The sequence below is a fragment of the Streptomyces pyxinicus genome (assembly GCF_024753135.1).
In the GTDB taxonomy this organism is placed as follows: Bacteria; Actinomycetota; Actinomycetes; order Streptomycetales; family Streptomycetaceae; genus Streptomyces; species Streptomyces pyxinicus.
On sequence record NZ_JANUGP010000052.1, the window covers coordinates 1 to 14262 of the forward strand.

Here is a 14262-nt window from a genome sequence, read left to right on the forward strand (position 1 = left end):
CCCCCCCCCCCCCCCCGCCCCTCCCCCCCCCCCCCGCCCCCCCCCCCCCCCCCCCCCCCCCCCCCGCCGCTCCGACCCAGCCCGAGGACGACGCCCGATGAGCACCCAGCAGCCCCCCATGCCGCAGGCCCACGCCGCAGCGCCCGAGTGGCAGGCGGCGCCCGGTGGGCCGTACCCCGGCTACACCTCGCCGATCCCGGTCGTCCGCGCCCACCTCGGGCACGCGGTGGCCTCCGAGTGGACGAAGATCAAGTCGGTGCGCTCCACGATGTGGACGCTCGGTGTCTTCGTCGCGCTCGTCATCGGCATCGGCCTGCTGACCGGCGCGCTGATCCAGGCCAACTCCGACTCCGAGACCCTGTCCGGCGAGAACCCGCTGTCCTTCGGCGTCTTCGGCCTGCTGCTCGGCAGCGTCTGCGTCATCACGCTCGGCGTCATGACCACGGCCTCGGAGTACGGCACGGGCATGATCCGCACGACGATGACCGCGTGCCCGAGCCGGGTCCGGGTGCTCACCGCCAAGGCGGTCGTGTTCTTCGGCCTGGCCTTCGTCGTCACCCTCGTGGCGTCCGCCTTCGTGGCCATGGTGCAGGCGTCGATGCTGAGCGGCACCGGTGCCCGGACGCCGTCCGGCGGCGACTGGTTCAAGGCCACCGTCGGCGTCAGCCTCTACCTGGCCCTGCTCGGTCTGTTCTCGCTGCTCATCGGCTCGGTCATCCGGCACTCGGCGGGCGCCATCACCATCATGATCGGCGTGGTCCTCGCCCCGCTGGTGCTCGCGCTGTTCATGGTCACCGAGTCCCTGAACAAGCTCCGCGAGTGGCTGTTCGAGTACTCGATCCCGAACCAGATGGGCGTCTTCTACTCCAACTCCCTCGGCGACTCGGGCCCCTCCGGCTGGGACTCCCTCTGGATCATGCTGGGCCTGACCGCGGCCGCCTACGCCGCGGCCTGCGTCCTGCTGAACAGCCGGGACGTCTGACCGGCCCTCCCGGCCGGCCCTCTCAGAACCTCGGCGCGTTGCGGGACCGCTGCACCCGGGTGGTGCGGCGGTCCTTCGCGTTCCAGCAGGACTTGTGCCAGTGCCGGCGGTCGTCCACGCCCGCGTGTTCCGGCCAGGCGACCACGTGCGGGACGCCGGAGGGGATCAGCTGGTCGCAGCCGGGGCAGCGGTAGGTCTTGCCCTCCGCGCTCGCGCCGGCGACATGGCGCACGCTCCAGGCCTCGCCCTGCCAGCTCTCCGTGGACTGCCAGCCGCCGTACCGCCCGGCGCTGTCGTCCTCGGCGCTGCGGCCCGACGATCCGGCTGCCTTCGGTCGGTTGCGACGCGGGGACACGGGACACCTCTCGGGGCTATACAGGAAGCACGGCTGAACCCAGCCTACGCGCCACGGCGAGGGGTACGCGTACGGCGCCAACCCGTACAAGTCCCCCTCCAACAGCCCGCATTCTGAAGACAATCGGCAAATCCTGTCGCCAGGCCGTGTCCTCGGCACGTGTCAGACGGTTATGCCGGTCGGGGGAGCTCCGGGTCGGAGCCAAGGAAGCAGGAAAAGAGCGATGCGCGTAGGAAGTTTTGTCCTGGCGGCCCAGTTCCCGGGCCAGGGCCAGGGGGAGGCGCTGCACCGGGCGGTGCGCTCCGCCGAGGTCTCCGAGGAAGCCGGGCTGGACGCCGTCTGGCTGGCCGAGCACCACTTCGTGCCGTACGGCACCTGCCCGTCGGCGGTCACCCTGGCCGCCCTGCTGCTCGGCCGCACCCGCCGCATCCGCGTCGGCACGGCGGTCAGCGTGCTGCCCACGGTCCACCCGGTCGCCCTCGGCGAGCAGGCCGCGCTGCTGCACGTGACGAGCGGCGGGCGGTTCTCGCTGGGGGTCGGCCGGGGCGGCCCCTGGGTCGACCTGGAGGTGTTCGGCGCGGGCCTGGAGGCGTACGAACAGGGGTTCCCGGAGTCACTCGATCTGCTGCTGCGCTGGCTGCGCGAGCCGGCCGTGGCGGCCTCCGGTGAGCGCTTCTCCTTCCGCGAGGTGCCGGTCGTCCCCCGTCCGTCGGAGGTGCTGAGCGAGGCCCCGGGTCCCGAGGTGGTGGTCGCCTGCACCTCGCCGGCGAGCGTACGGCTGGCCGCCGAGCGCGGGCTGCCCATGCTGCTCGGCATGCACGTCGGGGACGAGGAGAAGGCCGAGATGGTCGCCCTGTGGCGGCGCTCGGCCCGCGCGGCGGGCCGGCCGGCCGAGGAGGTCGCGGACGCCGCCCATGTCTCGGCCGGCGTCTGCCAGCTCGCCGACCGCCGCGCGGACGCCGCCGAGACGCTGCTGAAGGCGATGCCGGGCTGGTTGCGGCAGGGTCTGGGCGCCCATATGACGGTGGACGGACGGCCCCGCTCCATGCGCGACCCGTACGCCTACACGGAACTGCTCTGCGGGCTGCACCCGGTGGGCACACCCCGGCTGGCCGCCGACCGCCTCGCGGCGACAGCCGAGCGCACCGGCATCTCCCGCTTCGCCCTCCTGACGGAAGGCTCGGGCGACCTGGCCGCCACCGAGGAGAACCTTCGGCGGCTCGGCGCCGAGGTGCTGCCCCAGTTGCGCTGACAGGCCCCGGCGCGCAAGCCACCTGGGGGGCTTGCCGCCCCTGTACTGGATGCACCTCCCGCGGAGGACGGAGCGGCAAGCGAGCGGCTCGGCACCTGGGCCGTACCGAAGCCGTGGGTCAGCAGTCCCGCAGTTCCGGCGACTGGTTGAGCAACTGATTGCGCACCGACGTGAAGCGGGCCAGCGTCTCGTCCACCGAGGCGTCCAGCGGGAACACCGCCACGCGGTGGCAGTTCTGGAAGGCCAGCCGTACACCGAAGTGCCGCTGCAGGGCGCCGCGTATGGCGTCACTCGCGAGCGCACGCAGCAGCTGACCGCGTGCCTGCTCGTCCGGCGGGGGCGTCTGGTTGTCGGCGAAGGGCCCGCCGTCCACCTTCAGCTGGGCCACCAGGGAGCTGATCATCTCCCACGCGTAGGGCAGGGAGGTCCGGACGCAGTCGACGAATTCCGCTTCGTCGACCTCGCCTCGCTCGGCCTGTTCGAGTAGGGCCGGTGAGACGTCGAGCGACATGGGTTCTCCTCTCGCACCCCCGAGGCTCAGGGGTTGCCGGACAGATGAGGGAAGTTCGCGATTTCGAACACACTCAGTACACGAGGCGCGACCTCCCGTTCACTACGTTAAGCAACGGTCGGTGACCACACCAGCAGAATGCGTATATGGAACGGTCGAGTTACGCCCACAATCGGCCAGGGAGGAACAAGAGCTTCCAGGGACAATTGGGGCGATCACCCGGGTCCGGGACGGGCGGATCGCGCGCACCGACGGGCGTCGAGTAGCGTTGCCGACCATGCGTCTCGTCATTGCCCGGTGCTCGGTCGACTACGCCGGCCGGCTCACCGCCCACCTGCCCTCGGCACCCCGCCTGATCCTGGTCAAGGCGGACGGCAGCGTCTCCATCCACGCCGACGACCGGGCCTACAAGCCCCTCAACTGGATGTCGCCGCCCTGCGCGCTGAAGGAGGGTGCGGGCGACGAAGCGGGCGTGTGGACCGTCGTCAACAAAGCGGGCGAGAAACTGATCATCACGATGGAGGAGATCCTCCACGATTCCTCGCACGAACTGGGCGTGGACCCCGGTCTGATCAAGGACGGCGTGGAGGCACACCTCCAGGAACTGCTCGCCGACCGCATCGAGACACTGGGCGACGGCTACACCCTCGTCCGCCGCGAGTACATGACCGCCATCGGCCCGGTGGACATCCTGTGCCGGGACGCCGACGGCGCGACGGTCGCGGTGGAGATCAAGCGGCGCGGCGAGATCGACGGCGTCGAGCAACTCACCCGCTACCTCGACCTGTTGAACCGCGACCCGCACCTGGCCCCGGTCCGCGGCGTCTTCGCCGCCCAGGAGATCAAGCCCCAGGCCCGCGTCCTCGCCACCGACCGCGGCATCCACTGCCAGATCCTCGACTACAACGCCCTGCGCGGCATCGAGGACGACAAGCTCCGCCTGTTCTGACCCCCGTCACATCACACGGTCGGCGCCGTCCGGCGACGCCGCCGAGGTGCTCGACGCCACCGGACCGCTCGCCGTCTTCGCCGTATCCGTCATGTTCGTCGTGTTCGTCGTGGAGGGGCCCGTCGAACCGGTCGGGGAGCCGCTCCCCGAGGGCGGGGTGCTGGGCGTCGTAGGAGTCTCGGACGGCGGGTCCGTCGGCCCGGTCTTCGTCGGATGCGGTGAACTCGGCTTGGACGGCGACGACTTGGACGGCGACGGAGACGTGCTCCCCGGACGGCTCGTGCCGCCCGGGTGGCTCGACGGCCCCGCCGTGACCGGTGGCACCGGGTCGTCGGTGGTGCCGTAGGTGCCGTCCGGGCCCGGTGCCGTGGGGCGGGCCACGGCCGTGCCGGCACCCGCGCCCGAACCCGTGCCCGTGCCCGTGGTGGCCGTGTCGCCGCCCGGGGCCCCCGGGTCGGCCCCCAGGCCGCCGTCGTCCACGTCCTGTGTCGCGGACGGGTCGACGTCGACCGTGCCGGCCGGGTCCTTGCCGGCGTTCTCGTTCGAGGTCATGCCGAGCGTCACCACCGTGCCGAGCACCACCGCGAGCAGCGCGCCCGAGCCGGCCGCCACCAGGTTGCGCCGGGCCAGTCGCCGGAACCCGCCCACGGGCTTGCCGGCCGCGCCATCGGCTGTCGGCTGCCGGGTGACCAGCGTGTCGCCGGCGAGGCCGTACGGCACCCGCGGCAGTTCCTCGGGCCGCGTGTCCGGCACCTCCGGCACGGTCCAGGCGGCCACCGCGGGCACGGGAGGCACGTCGCCCGAGCGGTCGGCGACCAGCGCCAGTGCCCGCCGCCCGGCGACCGCGCCCCGCTTGTCCGCGAGTGCCGCGCGCAGCCCGATGGACGCCTCCAGCTCGGCACGGGCCCGGTCGAGTTGCCCGCCGCAGAGCGCGAGGACGCCCAACTCGTGCTGGAAGAAGGCCTGTTCGGCAACCTCACCGGAGGCCCGGGAGGCCTCGGCGCCGGAGCGCAGGGCCCGCTCCCAGGCGGTCCAGTGCAGGCCGGCGGCGAAGGCGGGCGCGGCCGTACGGGCGAGCCGTACCGCGGGGGTCTCCTCGCCCTCGGCCGGCGGCACCGCCCGCGGCACGACGGCGGCCAGCGCGGCCAGCACCGCGTCGGCCTCCTGGCAGACCCGCGCCGGGGTGACCGAGGGGTGCCCGGCCCACCAGGCGTAGTGCCGGGCGGCGGCGAGCGCCCGGTCCGGTGCGTCGTCGGCGTACCCGGCGGCCTCCAGCTGGGCCGGCACGCCCGCCGCGAGGCGGTAGCGGGCGCCGACCGGGGAGACCAGCCCGCAGGCCGCCAGCTCGCCGAGGGCGGCGTCCGCGTGCGTGTCGCCGACCAGGGCCGGCAGATGCGCCTGGTGGGGCACCTCGCCGCCGAGGGCGACCGCGAAGCGCAGGGCGGCCCGGGCGGAGCCGCTGAGCCGGGAGGCGAGCAGCGGGGCGGGGGCGGCGGCCTCGCCGAGGGAGGGCAGCGGGACGTCCTCCCCCGGCCCGTCGGCGAGGTCCGGGGGCACGTCGGAGGGGCGTACGTCCTCGAAGACGCCGTACTCGTCCACCGCGCCGGTGCTGGCCCGCAGTTGGTCGCGCTGCCGGAGCAGGGCGCCGGCCTGGACGAACCGGAGCGGCAGCCCCTCGGACTCGAACCAGAGGTCGCCGGCCCAGTTGGCCTCCTCCTCGGTGAGCACCCGGCCTACGGTCCGCTCCAGGATCTCGACGCCGGCCGCGCGGTCGAGGCCGCCGAGGTAGACCTCCTCGACGTCCGAGTCGGCGGACGGCGCGGGCACGTCCGGGGTGGCCGCCAGCAGGAACGCGCACTCGGGGGTGGCGTCCAGCAGCGCGTCCAGGGCTGCGCCGCCGAACTCCAGGTCGTCCAGGACCACGACCGCGCCGATCTCCCCGACGAGCGCGTGCAGTTCGGCGGTGTCCGGGCGGTAACCGGGGGCGTCGTACACGGCGTGGCAGAGGTCGGACAGCACCTCGTCGGCGGTGCGGTGGTAACCGCTCAGCCGGACCACGCCGTCGGGGGCGAGGTCCCGGCAGTCCTCGGCGACCAGGTCGAGCAGGGCGGTGCGGCCGGAGCCGCCGGGGCCGGTCAGCCGTACGGTGCGGCCGCGGGCCAGCAGCCGTACCAGGCGCTCGCGTTCGTCCTGGCGCTCCAGCAGGGAGTGGTCCCGCGCCGGCAAGGGCTGGTCACGCGCCGGCGGGGAGTGGTCCGGCGTCGGCAGGGAGTGGTCCGCGCGGGCGGGGCCGGGCGGCACCGGGGGGCGGGCGGCGCGCTCGGCCTCGGCGCGCTCGGCGGCGGTGAGCCGGCCCGGGCGGGCGGGGCGTTCGGCGGGCGGACAGGGCTCTATCTCGCTGCCGTCCACGGGGTTGACGGTCAGCAGCAGGTCACCGGTGACGACCCGGGCCGTGCGGACGACGGCGGGCGCGTTGGCGGCGAAGTCGGCGGCGAGGGGTTCCCGGGGCGGGCGGCGGCTGAGTGCCTGGCCGTGCTCGTCGGGTCCCGGGGTGTTCGGGTCCATGGGTTCAAGCCCCCCAAAAGCGTCGTGCGTGATCCGGCCCCTCCCGGCCTGCCGCACACCGCGCAGTCGCTTCTGGTCCGGGCCCGCTCGGTCGAGGGTTGCGAGGCGGCGGGCGACCGCACCCTAAACCTTCGGTCAGTATCTCCGACAGGGCGGGGTGCCGTGCGGTCCGAGAGATCACGGTCTTGTGAGGATTGCTCCCGACCAGGTGGTTGCGCCGGGACGACGGCCTACACCCGGGGCAGCGACTCCACGCCGATGCCGCCCTCGATGGCGAGGATGCGGTGCAGCCGGGTGGCGACCAGCAGGCGCTGCATCTGGGCGGGCACGCAGCGCAGCACGAGCCGGCGCCCGCAGCGGCCGGCCCGCCGGTGGGCACCCATGATCACGCCGAGGCCGGTGGCGTCCCAGGAGTCCAGTTCGGACAGGTCGAGCACCAGGTCGCCGACGCCGTGGTCGACCGCCGAGTGCAGGGCCGTACGGGCGTCCGCCGCGCTGCGGACGTCGAGGCGGCCCCCGACGACCAGCTCGGCGTGGTCGCCCCTGATGTACATATGCGCTCCCGGTTGAGTGCGGTCGGCGTCTCCGGTGACGGTGCCAATGCACCGTCTGACTGCGTGAGTGGCGGAACGGTTGCTGGTTGTGAGCGAACCGATACCGGATTCACCCCTTGGAGTGGTCTTCCTAGGGGTGAATCCGGGGACGGACCGCCTGGGTGGGTACGTCGGTACGCGCGGGTGGGTGCGTCGGTACGCGCCCGGAACGCGCCTAGTACGTGTAGAAGCCCTGCCCGCTCTTGCGCCCGATGTCACCGGCGTCCACCATCCGGCGCATCAGCTCCGGCGGGGCGAACTTCTCGTCCTGCGACTCGGTGTAGATGTTCCCGGCGGCGTGCAGCAGGATGTCCACGCCGGTGAGGTCGGTGGTGGCGAGCGGGCCCATGGCGTGGCCGAAGCCCAGCTTGCAGGCCAGGTCGATGTCCTCGGCGGTGGCGACGCCCGACTCGTAGAGCTTGACGGCCTCCACGACGAGGGCGGAGATGAGCCGGGTGGTGACGAAGCCGGCGACGTCGCGGTTGACGACGATGCAGGTCTTGCCGACCGACTCGGCGAACTCCCGTGCGGCGGCGAGGGCTTCGTCACTGGTCTTGTAGCCGCGGACCAGCTCCACGAGCCGCATCATCGGCACCGGCGAGAAGAAGTGCACGCCGACGACGCGCTCCGGGCGCTCGGTGGCCGCCGCGATCTTGGTGATCGGGATGGCGGAGGTGTTGGAGGCGAGCACGGTGTCCTCGCGCACGATCTTGTCGAGCGCGCGGAAGATCTCGTGCTTGACCTCCAGCTTCTCGAAGACGGCCTCGACCACGATGTCGGCCTCCGCGGCGGCGTCCAGGTCGGTGGTCGCGGTGATGCGGCCGAGGGCGGCGCCGGCGTCCTCGGCCGCCAGCTTCCCCTTGCTCACGAACTTGTCGTACGAGGCCTTGATGCCGTCCGTACCCCGCTTCAGCGCCTCGTCGGTGACGTCGCGCAGCACGACCTCCCAGCCCGCCTGCGCGGCGACCTGGGCGATACCGGACCCCATGAGCCCGGCCCCGATGACAGCGAGCTTCCGTGCCACTCCGACTCCTCGAAACACTGTTGACGTCTGCCTCCTCGGCGGACCATAGCGCTCCGGAGCGGCCCTGTGACCGGTAAGTAACGCGCGTCACGTCCCCATTGACGGACATCACACCAGCGGGGCTCAGAGTGCGCCACGGACGGCGTAGTTGAGGACCTTTTCGCTCAACAGGTCCTCGATGTCGTCCAGCAGGGCGAGTACCTCTCGTGACACTTCGGCCGGTTTGCGGCCGGCGACCATCTCACGGCCGATGGTGACGAAGACGGCCTCGTGGACCCAGCAGACCTGACCGGCGATCAGATCGGGCAGCGGGTCCTCGGCGCCGGCGCCGGTCTCCTCGCGCAGGGCCGCCGCCACGTTGTCGTGGATCTCCTGCTGCAGGCTCCACAGCCGCGAGCGCAGCGCCGGTGCCGCGTGGATGACGCGCATGAAGCGGTCGTAGCCCTCCATCAGGCCGACCCGGGGCGAGACGGCCTCGACCTCGCCGCGCAGTTCACGCAGCACGGCACGGGCGGCGGACTCCCCCGCGTCCCGGCCGCGGATCCAGCGGGCGAGCCGGTCGGTCACGCCGGCGGAGCGGTCGAAGAAGAGGTCTTCCTTGGCCGGGAAGTAGTTGTAGACGGTGTTGACGGAGACGTCGGCCGCCGCGGCGATCTCGGCGACCGTGACCGCCTCGAAGCCGCGCTCCAGGAACAGTCCCGTGGCGACATCGGAGATGTACTGCCGGGTCTGCCGCTTCTTCCGCTCCCTGAGCCCTTCTGCCATACCCGCATCCTAGCTTTGCTGGGGACCCTGAAAACTTGGGGTGATCGCAAAATTGCATGGACTCTGTTTTTCTGGGGCCATGGCAGCAGTCATCAGTGCGGCGGGCCTCGCCCGCACGTTCTCCACCAGGTCCGGCCCCGTCGAGGCGGTGCGCCGCGTCGACCTGACCGTCCGGGAGGGCGAGATCCTGGGCCTCCTCGGCCCCAACGGCGCCGGCAAGACGACCACCCTGCGGATGCTCTCCACCCTGCTCGCGCCCACCGGCGGCGCGGCGACCGTGGCCGGGCACGACCTCGCCGGCGATCCGGCCGGGGTACGCCGTGTCTGCGGGTACGTCGCCCAGTCCGGCGGGGTCGATCCCCACATCACCGCGCGGGAGGAGCTGGTCACGCAGGGCCGGCTGTACCGCCTGTCGAAGGCGGAAGCGGTGGCCCGGGCCGCCGAACTGGCCCGGGAGCTGTCTCTGCTCGATCTGCTGGACCGCAGGACGGGCGCGCTCTCCGGCGGACAGCGCCGCCGCCTCGACATCGCGATGGCGCTCACCCACCGCCCGAAGGTGCTCTTCCTGGACGAGCCGACGACCGGCCTCGACCCCGGCAGCCGCGCCGACCTGTGGGACCTGGTCCGCCGGTTGCGCGACGAGCACGGGACGACCGTCTTCCTGACCACCCACTACCTGGACGAGGCCGACGCCCTCGCCGACCGCCTGGTCGTCGTGGACCGGGGCGTGGTCGCGGCCGAGGGCACGCCGAGCGCGCTGAAGCGCGAGTACGGCGGCTCGCCGCACGCCACCCTCCAGGACACCTTCCTCGCCGTCACCGGCCGCGCTCCCGCCGCCGACGCCGCCCCCGCCTCCGTCTAAGGACACCGGAACCGACGATGTTTCTGCACGACACCGCCCTCGTCTACGGCCGCTATCTGCGCCAGTCCCTGCGATCCCGCTTCGCGCTGCTCTTCGGCGTGCTGACGCCGCTGCTCTATCTCCTCTTCTACGGCCCGCTGCTCACCGGCCTGCCGCTGGGCGGCACCGGCAGCTCCTGGCAGCTGCTCGTCCCCGGGCTGCTGCTCCAACTCGGCTTGTTCGGAGCCCTGTTCGCCGGGTTCACGGTCATCATGGAGAAGGGGCAGGGGGTGGTGGAGCGGATGCGGGTGACACCGGTCAGCCGGCTCGCCCTGCTGCTGGGCCGGGCGCTGCGCGACGCCACGGTGTTCGTCTTCCAGGCGGTGCTGCTGGTGCTGGCCGCCCTGGTGATGGGCCTGCGCGCCCCGCTCCCCGGCATCCTGATCGGCTTCGCCTTCGTGGCCCTGCTCACCCTGTCCCTGGCCGCCCTGTCGTACGCGCTCGGCATGAAGGTCCGCACCCCGCAGGAGTTCGGGCCGCTGATCAACGCGGTGTCGATGCCGTCGATGCTGCTGTCCGGGCTGATGCTGCCGATGACCCTGGCACCGGGCTGGCTGGACGTGCTCTCGCACTTCGTGCCGTTCCGCTACCTGGTGGACGCGGTGCGCGACGCCTACGTCGGCCGGTACACGAGCGCGCACATGCTGTACGGCTCTCTCGTCGCCGTCGCCTTCACGGCGCTCGCGGTGACGGTGGGCACACGTGTGTTCCGGACGGCCGGAGCGTAACTACGCTGGCCGCATGGTCAATCTGACGCGCATCTACACCAGGACCGGCGACAAGGGCACCACCAACCTCGGCGACATGAGCCGGGTCGCCAAGACCGACCTCCGGATCTCGGCCTACGCCGACGCCAACGAGGCCAACGCGGTGATCGGCACCGCGATCGCGCTGGGCGGGCTGGACGCGGAGGTCGTCACGGTCCTCACCCGCGTCCAGAACGACCTGTTCGACGTGGGCGCCGACCTGTCGACGCCGGTGGTGGAGAAGCCGGAGTACCCGCCGCTGCGGGTCGAGCAGTTCTACATCGACAAGCTGGAGGCGGACTGCGACCGCTTCAACGAGCGGCTGGAGAAGCTGCGCTCCTTCATCCTCCCCGGCGGCACCCCGGGCGCGGCCCTGCTCCACCAGGCCTGCACGGTCGCCCGCCGCGCCGAGCGCTCCACCTGGGCGGCCCTGGAGACCCACGGCGACACCATGAACCCCCTCACCGCCACCTACCTCAACCGCCTCTCGGACCTCCTCTTCATCCTGGCCCGCATGGCGAACAAGGAGACGGGGGACGTGCTGTGGGTGCCGGGCGGGGAGCGCTAGATGAGTAGTTCCGATGTGGTTCAGTGGTCGTAGGCGATCAGTGATCTGGTGATGGGTGCGCCGGTGGTCCGGTTGTGCCAGATGGCGCAGGTCATCGCCAGGATCCGCTGGGCCACCCGGACTCCGACGCCTTCGGTGGTCCGTCCGCCGTGCTGTTCCAGGTCGAGCTGGCCCTTGAGGGTGTCGTTGACTGACTCGATCAGCTGCCGCACCGTTTTGAGCAGGGCTTCTGCGGGCTGTGGGGTGACGGTCCGCGCGCCCCCGGTTCCGGCGCCGGGCTGACCGGGATGCGGGAGCGGGCCACGCTGCTCGGCGGGACCTTCACGGCCGGCCGGGACGGCAGGGACGGACCGCTGTGGACCGTGTACGCCGTCCTTCCGCTCACCGAAGGAGGCCGCGCGATACGGGTCCTGGTCGCCGAGGACCAGTCGGCCGTGCGCGCCGGCCTCGTGCTGATCCTGCGCAGCGCGCCCGACATCGAGGGGTCGGGGAGGCGGCGGACGGCGAGCGGGCGGTGCGGCCGGCCCGGGAGCTGCGGCCCGACCTGGTGCTGATGGACGTGCAGATGCCGCGTCTGGACGGGGTGTCGGCGGCCCGGGAGGTGGTGGCGGAGGGGCTCGCGAACGTGCTGGTGCTGACCACCTTCGATCTGGACGCGTACGTGTTCGGGGCGCTGCGGGCGGGCGCGGCCGGGTTCCTGCTGAAGAGCGCCGAGGCGCGGGACCTGCTCACGGCGGTGCGGACGGTGGCGCGCGGGGAGGGGATCGTCGCACCGGCCGTCACCCGGCGGCTGATCGCCGAGTTCGCGGCGGGTCCGGTACGGGAGCCGGGGCCCGACCCCGCCGTACTGGCTCCGCTCACCCGGCGTGAGCGCGAGGTGCCGGCCCGGCTCGGCGAGGGGCTGTCCAACGCCGAGATCGCGATGCGCCTGGAGATGGCGGAGGGCACGGTGAAGGCGCACGTCAGTCGGCTGCCGGCCAAGCTGGGGCTGCGCAGCCGGGTCCAAGCGGCCGTGCTGGCGCGGGAATTGGGGATCTAGAAGCCCGTGAGGAGGAATGGTCCAGACCTATTGACCCATGGTCCAGACCTTTCTACTCTCGGGTCACCGTGGGCGTGAAGGCTCAGTCACGCCCCTGACATCCCCACTAAAGAGGGAGGCGCAGCATGCGCTTCAGACACAGAGCCGCGGCAGGATTCGCGACACTGTTGCTCCCCCTGGCCGGCCTGGTCGGTCTCGCGAGCCCCGCCCAGGCCGCGAGCAACGCGACAGCCGGCTTCACCAAGACGAGCGACTGGGGTACCGGCTTCGGCGGCCAGTGGACCGTCAAGAACACCGGTACCAGCTCGATCAGCTCCTGGACCGTCGAGTGGGACTTCCCCTCCGGGACCTCCGTCACCTCCGCGTGGGACGCGGACGTGACCAGCTCCGGCACCCACTGGACCGCCAAGAACAAGTCCTACAACGGCACCATCGCCCCCGGCGCCACCGTCTCCTTCGGCTTCAACGGCTCCGGCTCCGGCTCCCCCTCCAACTGCAAGCTCAACGGCGACAGTTGCGACGGCACGACGGTCCCCGGTGACGCGGCACCCTCCGCCCCCGGCACCCCCACCGCCTCCGGCGTCACCGACACCTCGGTGAAGCTCAGCTGGGGCGCGGCCACCGACGACAAGGGCGTCAAGAACTACGACGTGCTGCGCGACGGCGCCAAGGTCGCCACCGTGACCACCACGTCGTACTCGGACACCGGCCTCACCGCCGGCACCGACTACTCCTACACCGTGCAGGCCCGCGACACCGCCGACCAGACCGGCCCGGTCAGCGCCGCGGTCAAGGTCCACACCACCGGCGGCGGCACCACTCCCCCGCCCACCGGCGACAAGGTCAAGCTCGGCTACTTCACCGAGTGGGGCATCTACGGCCGCAACTACAACGTCAAGAACCTGGTGACGTCCGGCTCCGCCGCCAAGATCACGCACATCAACTACGCCTTCGGCAACGTCACCGGCGGCAAGTGCGCGATCGGCGACTCCTACGCCGACTACGACAAGGCCTTCACCGCCGACCAGTCCGTCAGCGGCGTCGCCGACACCTGGGACCAGCCGCTGCGCGGCAACTTCAACCAGCTGCGCGAGCTGAAGGCCAAGTACCCGAACCTCAAGGTGCTGTGGTCCTTCGGCGGCTGGACCTGGTCCGGCGGCTTCGCCGACGCCGCCAAGAACCCGGCCGCCTTCGCGCAGTCCTGCTACGACCTGGTCGAGGACCCGCGCTGGGCCGATGTCTTCGACGGCATCGACATCGACTGGGAGTACCCGAACGCCTGCGGCCTGACCTGCGACACCTCCGGCGCCGCCGCCTACAAGAACGTGATGGCCGCGCTGCGCGCCAAGTTCGGCTCCACCAACCTGGTCACCGCCGCCACCACGGCCGACGGTTCGGCCGGCGGCAAGATCGAGGCCGCCGACTACGCGGGCGCCGCCCAGTACGTCGACTGGTACAACGTGATGACGTACGACTTCTTCGGCGCCTGGGACGCGAAGGGCCCGACCGCCCCGCACTCCCCGCTCACCTCGTACTCGGGCATCCCGAAGGCGGGCTTCACCACCGCCGACGCGATAGCCAAGTTCAAGTCGATCGGCGTCCCCGCCAAGAAGCTCCTCGTCGGCATCGGCTTCTACGGCCGCGGCTGGACCGGCGTCACCCAGGACGCCCCCGGCGGCACGGCCACCGGACCGGCGGCCGGCACCTACGAGCAGGGCATCGAGGACTACAAGGTCCTCAAGTCGTCCTGCCCGGTCACCGGCACCGTCGCGGGCACCGCCTACGCGCACTGCGGCAGCAACTGGTGGTCCTACGACACCCCGGCCACCATCGCCGGCAAGATGGCGTGGGCCAAGGACCAGGGCCTCGGCGGCGCGTTCTTCTGGGAGTTCAGCGGCGACACCAGCAACGGTGAACTGGTGAACGCCATCAGCAGCAACCTCTAGCAGTACTGGGCGACATTGACGCTCCCCCAGACTTCGTCCGGGGGGACCCCCACCCAGCGGGTGAAT

General features: G+C 72.0%; 13 protein-coding genes and 2 pseudogenes. 8 read left to right on the forward strand and 7 right to left on the reverse strand.

Going from position 1 to position 14262, the window contains the following annotated elements; translation table 11 throughout:
• Window positions 1-97: 97 nt before the first annotated feature.
• The gene (locus tag NX794_RS34770) at window positions 98-982 is read left to right on the forward strand and encodes an ABC transporter permease (protein ID WP_258783704.1); all 885 of its coding nucleotides are present in this window, start codon (window positions 98-100) and stop codon (window positions 980-982) included.
• A 22-nt stretch (window positions 983-1004) separates the two neighbouring features.
• On the opposite strand, the gene NX794_RS34775 is transcribed toward NX794_RS34770, so the two are convergent.
• A complete protein-coding gene (locus tag NX794_RS34775; RefSeq protein WP_258783705.1) occupies window positions 1005-1337 on the reverse strand; it encodes an ATP/GTP-binding protein in 333 nt (110 codons plus the stop codon).
• 223 nt (window positions 1338-1560) lie between these two features.
• Between NX794_RS34775 and NX794_RS34780 the strand changes: the two genes are divergently transcribed.
• Entirely contained in the window at window positions 1561-2589 is a 1029-nt protein-coding gene (locus NX794_RS34780) for an LLM class flavin-dependent oxidoreductase (protein WP_258783706.1), read from the forward strand.
• A gap of 118 nt (window positions 2590-2707) precedes the next feature.
• On the opposite strand, the gene NX794_RS34785 is transcribed toward NX794_RS34780, so the two are convergent.
• Complete coding sequence (locus NX794_RS34785; protein WP_258783707.1) at window positions 2708-3100, reverse strand: SCO5389 family protein; 393 nt, start codon at window positions 3098-3100, stop codon at window positions 2708-2710.
• 277 nt (window positions 3101-3377) lie between these two features.
• Between NX794_RS34785 and nucS the strand changes: the two genes are divergently transcribed.
• The gene (gene nucS, locus NX794_RS34790; protein ID WP_258783708.1) at window positions 3378-4049 is read left to right on the forward strand and encodes an endonuclease NucS; all 672 of its coding nucleotides are present in this window, start codon (window positions 3378-3380) and stop codon (window positions 4047-4049) included.
• A 6-nt stretch (window positions 4050-4055) separates the two neighbouring features.
• Here nucS and NX794_RS34795 read toward each other — a convergent pair whose 3' ends face one another.
• The 4 genes from NX794_RS34795 to NX794_RS34810 all read right to left on the reverse strand — a co-directional run bounded on the left by NX794_RS34795 (window position 4056) and on the right by NX794_RS34810 (window position 8996).
• Window positions 4056-6614, reverse strand: coding sequence for an ATP-binding protein (locus tag NX794_RS34795; protein ID WP_258783709.1), 2559 nt, complete (start codon window positions 6612-6614; stop codon window positions 4056-4058).
• 230 nt (window positions 6615-6844) lie between these two features.
• Window positions 6845-7168, reverse strand: a complete 324-nt coding sequence (locus NX794_RS34800) for an STAS domain-containing protein (RefSeq protein WP_258783710.1) — start codon at window positions 7166-7168, stop codon at window positions 6845-6847.
• 214 nt (window positions 7169-7382) lie between these two features.
• A complete protein-coding gene (locus NX794_RS34805; protein ID WP_258783711.1) occupies window positions 7383-8231 on the reverse strand; it encodes a 3-hydroxyacyl-CoA dehydrogenase family protein in 849 nt (282 codons plus the stop codon).
• A 123-nt stretch (window positions 8232-8354) separates the two neighbouring features.
• On the reverse strand, window positions 8355-8996 hold the full coding sequence (locus NX794_RS34810) for a TetR/AcrR family transcriptional regulator (RefSeq protein ID WP_258783712.1): 642 nt from the start codon (window positions 8994-8996) through the stop codon (window positions 8355-8357).
• Window positions 8997-9075: 79 nt separating this feature from the next.
• Between NX794_RS34810 and NX794_RS34815 the strand changes: the two genes are divergently transcribed.
• Genes NX794_RS34815 through NX794_RS34825 form a run of 3 tightly spaced genes read left to right on the forward strand, consistent with a single transcriptional unit; the run spans window position 9076 to window position 11211 of the window.
• Entirely contained in the window at window positions 9076-9858 is a 783-nt protein-coding gene (locus tag NX794_RS34815; RefSeq protein ID WP_258783713.1) for an ABC transporter ATP-binding protein, read from the forward strand.
• 17 nt (window positions 9859-9875) lie between these two features.
• Complete coding sequence (locus NX794_RS34820; protein WP_258783714.1) at window positions 9876-10625, forward strand: ABC transporter permease; 750 nt, start codon at window positions 9876-9878, stop codon at window positions 10623-10625.
• Between the two features lie 13 nt (window positions 10626-10638).
• The gene (locus NX794_RS34825) at window positions 10639-11211 is read left to right on the forward strand and encodes a cob(I)yrinic acid a,c-diamide adenosyltransferase (protein WP_258783715.1); all 573 of its coding nucleotides are present in this window, start codon (window positions 10639-10641) and stop codon (window positions 11209-11211) included.
• A 20-nt stretch (window positions 11212-11231) separates the two neighbouring features.
• On the opposite strand, the pseudogene NX794_RS34830 reads toward NX794_RS34825, so the two are convergent.
• Window positions 11232-11465 (reverse strand): annotated as a pseudogene (locus tag NX794_RS34830) (IS982 family transposase); the annotation flags it as partial.
• Between the two features lie 147 nt (window positions 11466-11612).
• Here NX794_RS34830 and NX794_RS34840 point away from each other — a divergent pair.
• Window positions 11613-12250, forward strand: a pseudogene (locus NX794_RS34840) (response regulator).
• Between the two features lie 125 nt (window positions 12251-12375).
• Complete coding sequence (locus NX794_RS34845; protein ID WP_258783716.1) at window positions 12376-14196, forward strand: glycoside hydrolase family 18 chitinase; 1821 nt, start codon at window positions 12376-12378, stop codon at window positions 14194-14196.
• The last annotated feature ends 66 nt before the right edge of the window (window positions 14197-14262 follow it).

Excerpts from the sequence above, each read along its gene's own strand:
- NX794_RS34770 (WP_258783704.1), top strand. The coding sequence starts at position 98 with ATGAGCACCCAGCAGCCCCCCATGCCGCAGGCCCACGCCGCAGCGCCC.
- NX794_RS34780 (WP_258783706.1), top strand. The coding sequence starts at position 1,561 with ATGCGCGTAGGAAGTTTTGTCCTGGCGGCCCAGTTCCCGGGCCAGGGC.
- NX794_RS34785 (WP_258783707.1), bottom strand. The coding sequence starts at position 3,100 with ATGTCGCTCGACGTCTCACCGGCCCTACTCGAACAGGCCGAGCGAGGC.
- nucS (WP_258783708.1), top strand. The coding sequence starts at position 3,378 with ATGCGTCTCGTCATTGCCCGGTGCTCGGTCGACTACGCCGGCCGGCTC.
- NX794_RS34795 (WP_258783709.1), bottom strand. The coding sequence starts at position 6,614 with ATGGACCCGAACACCCCGGGACCCGACGAGCACGGCCAGGCACTCAGC.
- NX794_RS34800 (WP_258783710.1), bottom strand. The coding sequence starts at position 7,168 with ATGTACATCAGGGGCGACCACGCCGAGCTGGTCGTCGGGGGCCGCCTC.
- NX794_RS34810 (WP_258783712.1), bottom strand. The coding sequence starts at position 8,996 with ATGGCAGAAGGGCTCAGGGAGCGGAAGAAGCGGCAGACCCGGCAGTAC.
- NX794_RS34815 (WP_258783713.1), top strand. The coding sequence starts at position 9,076 with ATGGCAGCAGTCATCAGTGCGGCGGGCCTCGCCCGCACGTTCTCCACC.
- NX794_RS34820 (WP_258783714.1), top strand. The coding sequence starts at position 9,876 with ATGTTTCTGCACGACACCGCCCTCGTCTACGGCCGCTATCTGCGCCAG.
- NX794_RS34825 (WP_258783715.1), top strand. The coding sequence starts at position 10,639 with ATGGTCAATCTGACGCGCATCTACACCAGGACCGGCGACAAGGGCACC.
- NX794_RS34845 (WP_258783716.1), top strand. The coding sequence starts at position 12,376 with ATGCGCTTCAGACACAGAGCCGCGGCAGGATTCGCGACACTGTTGCTC.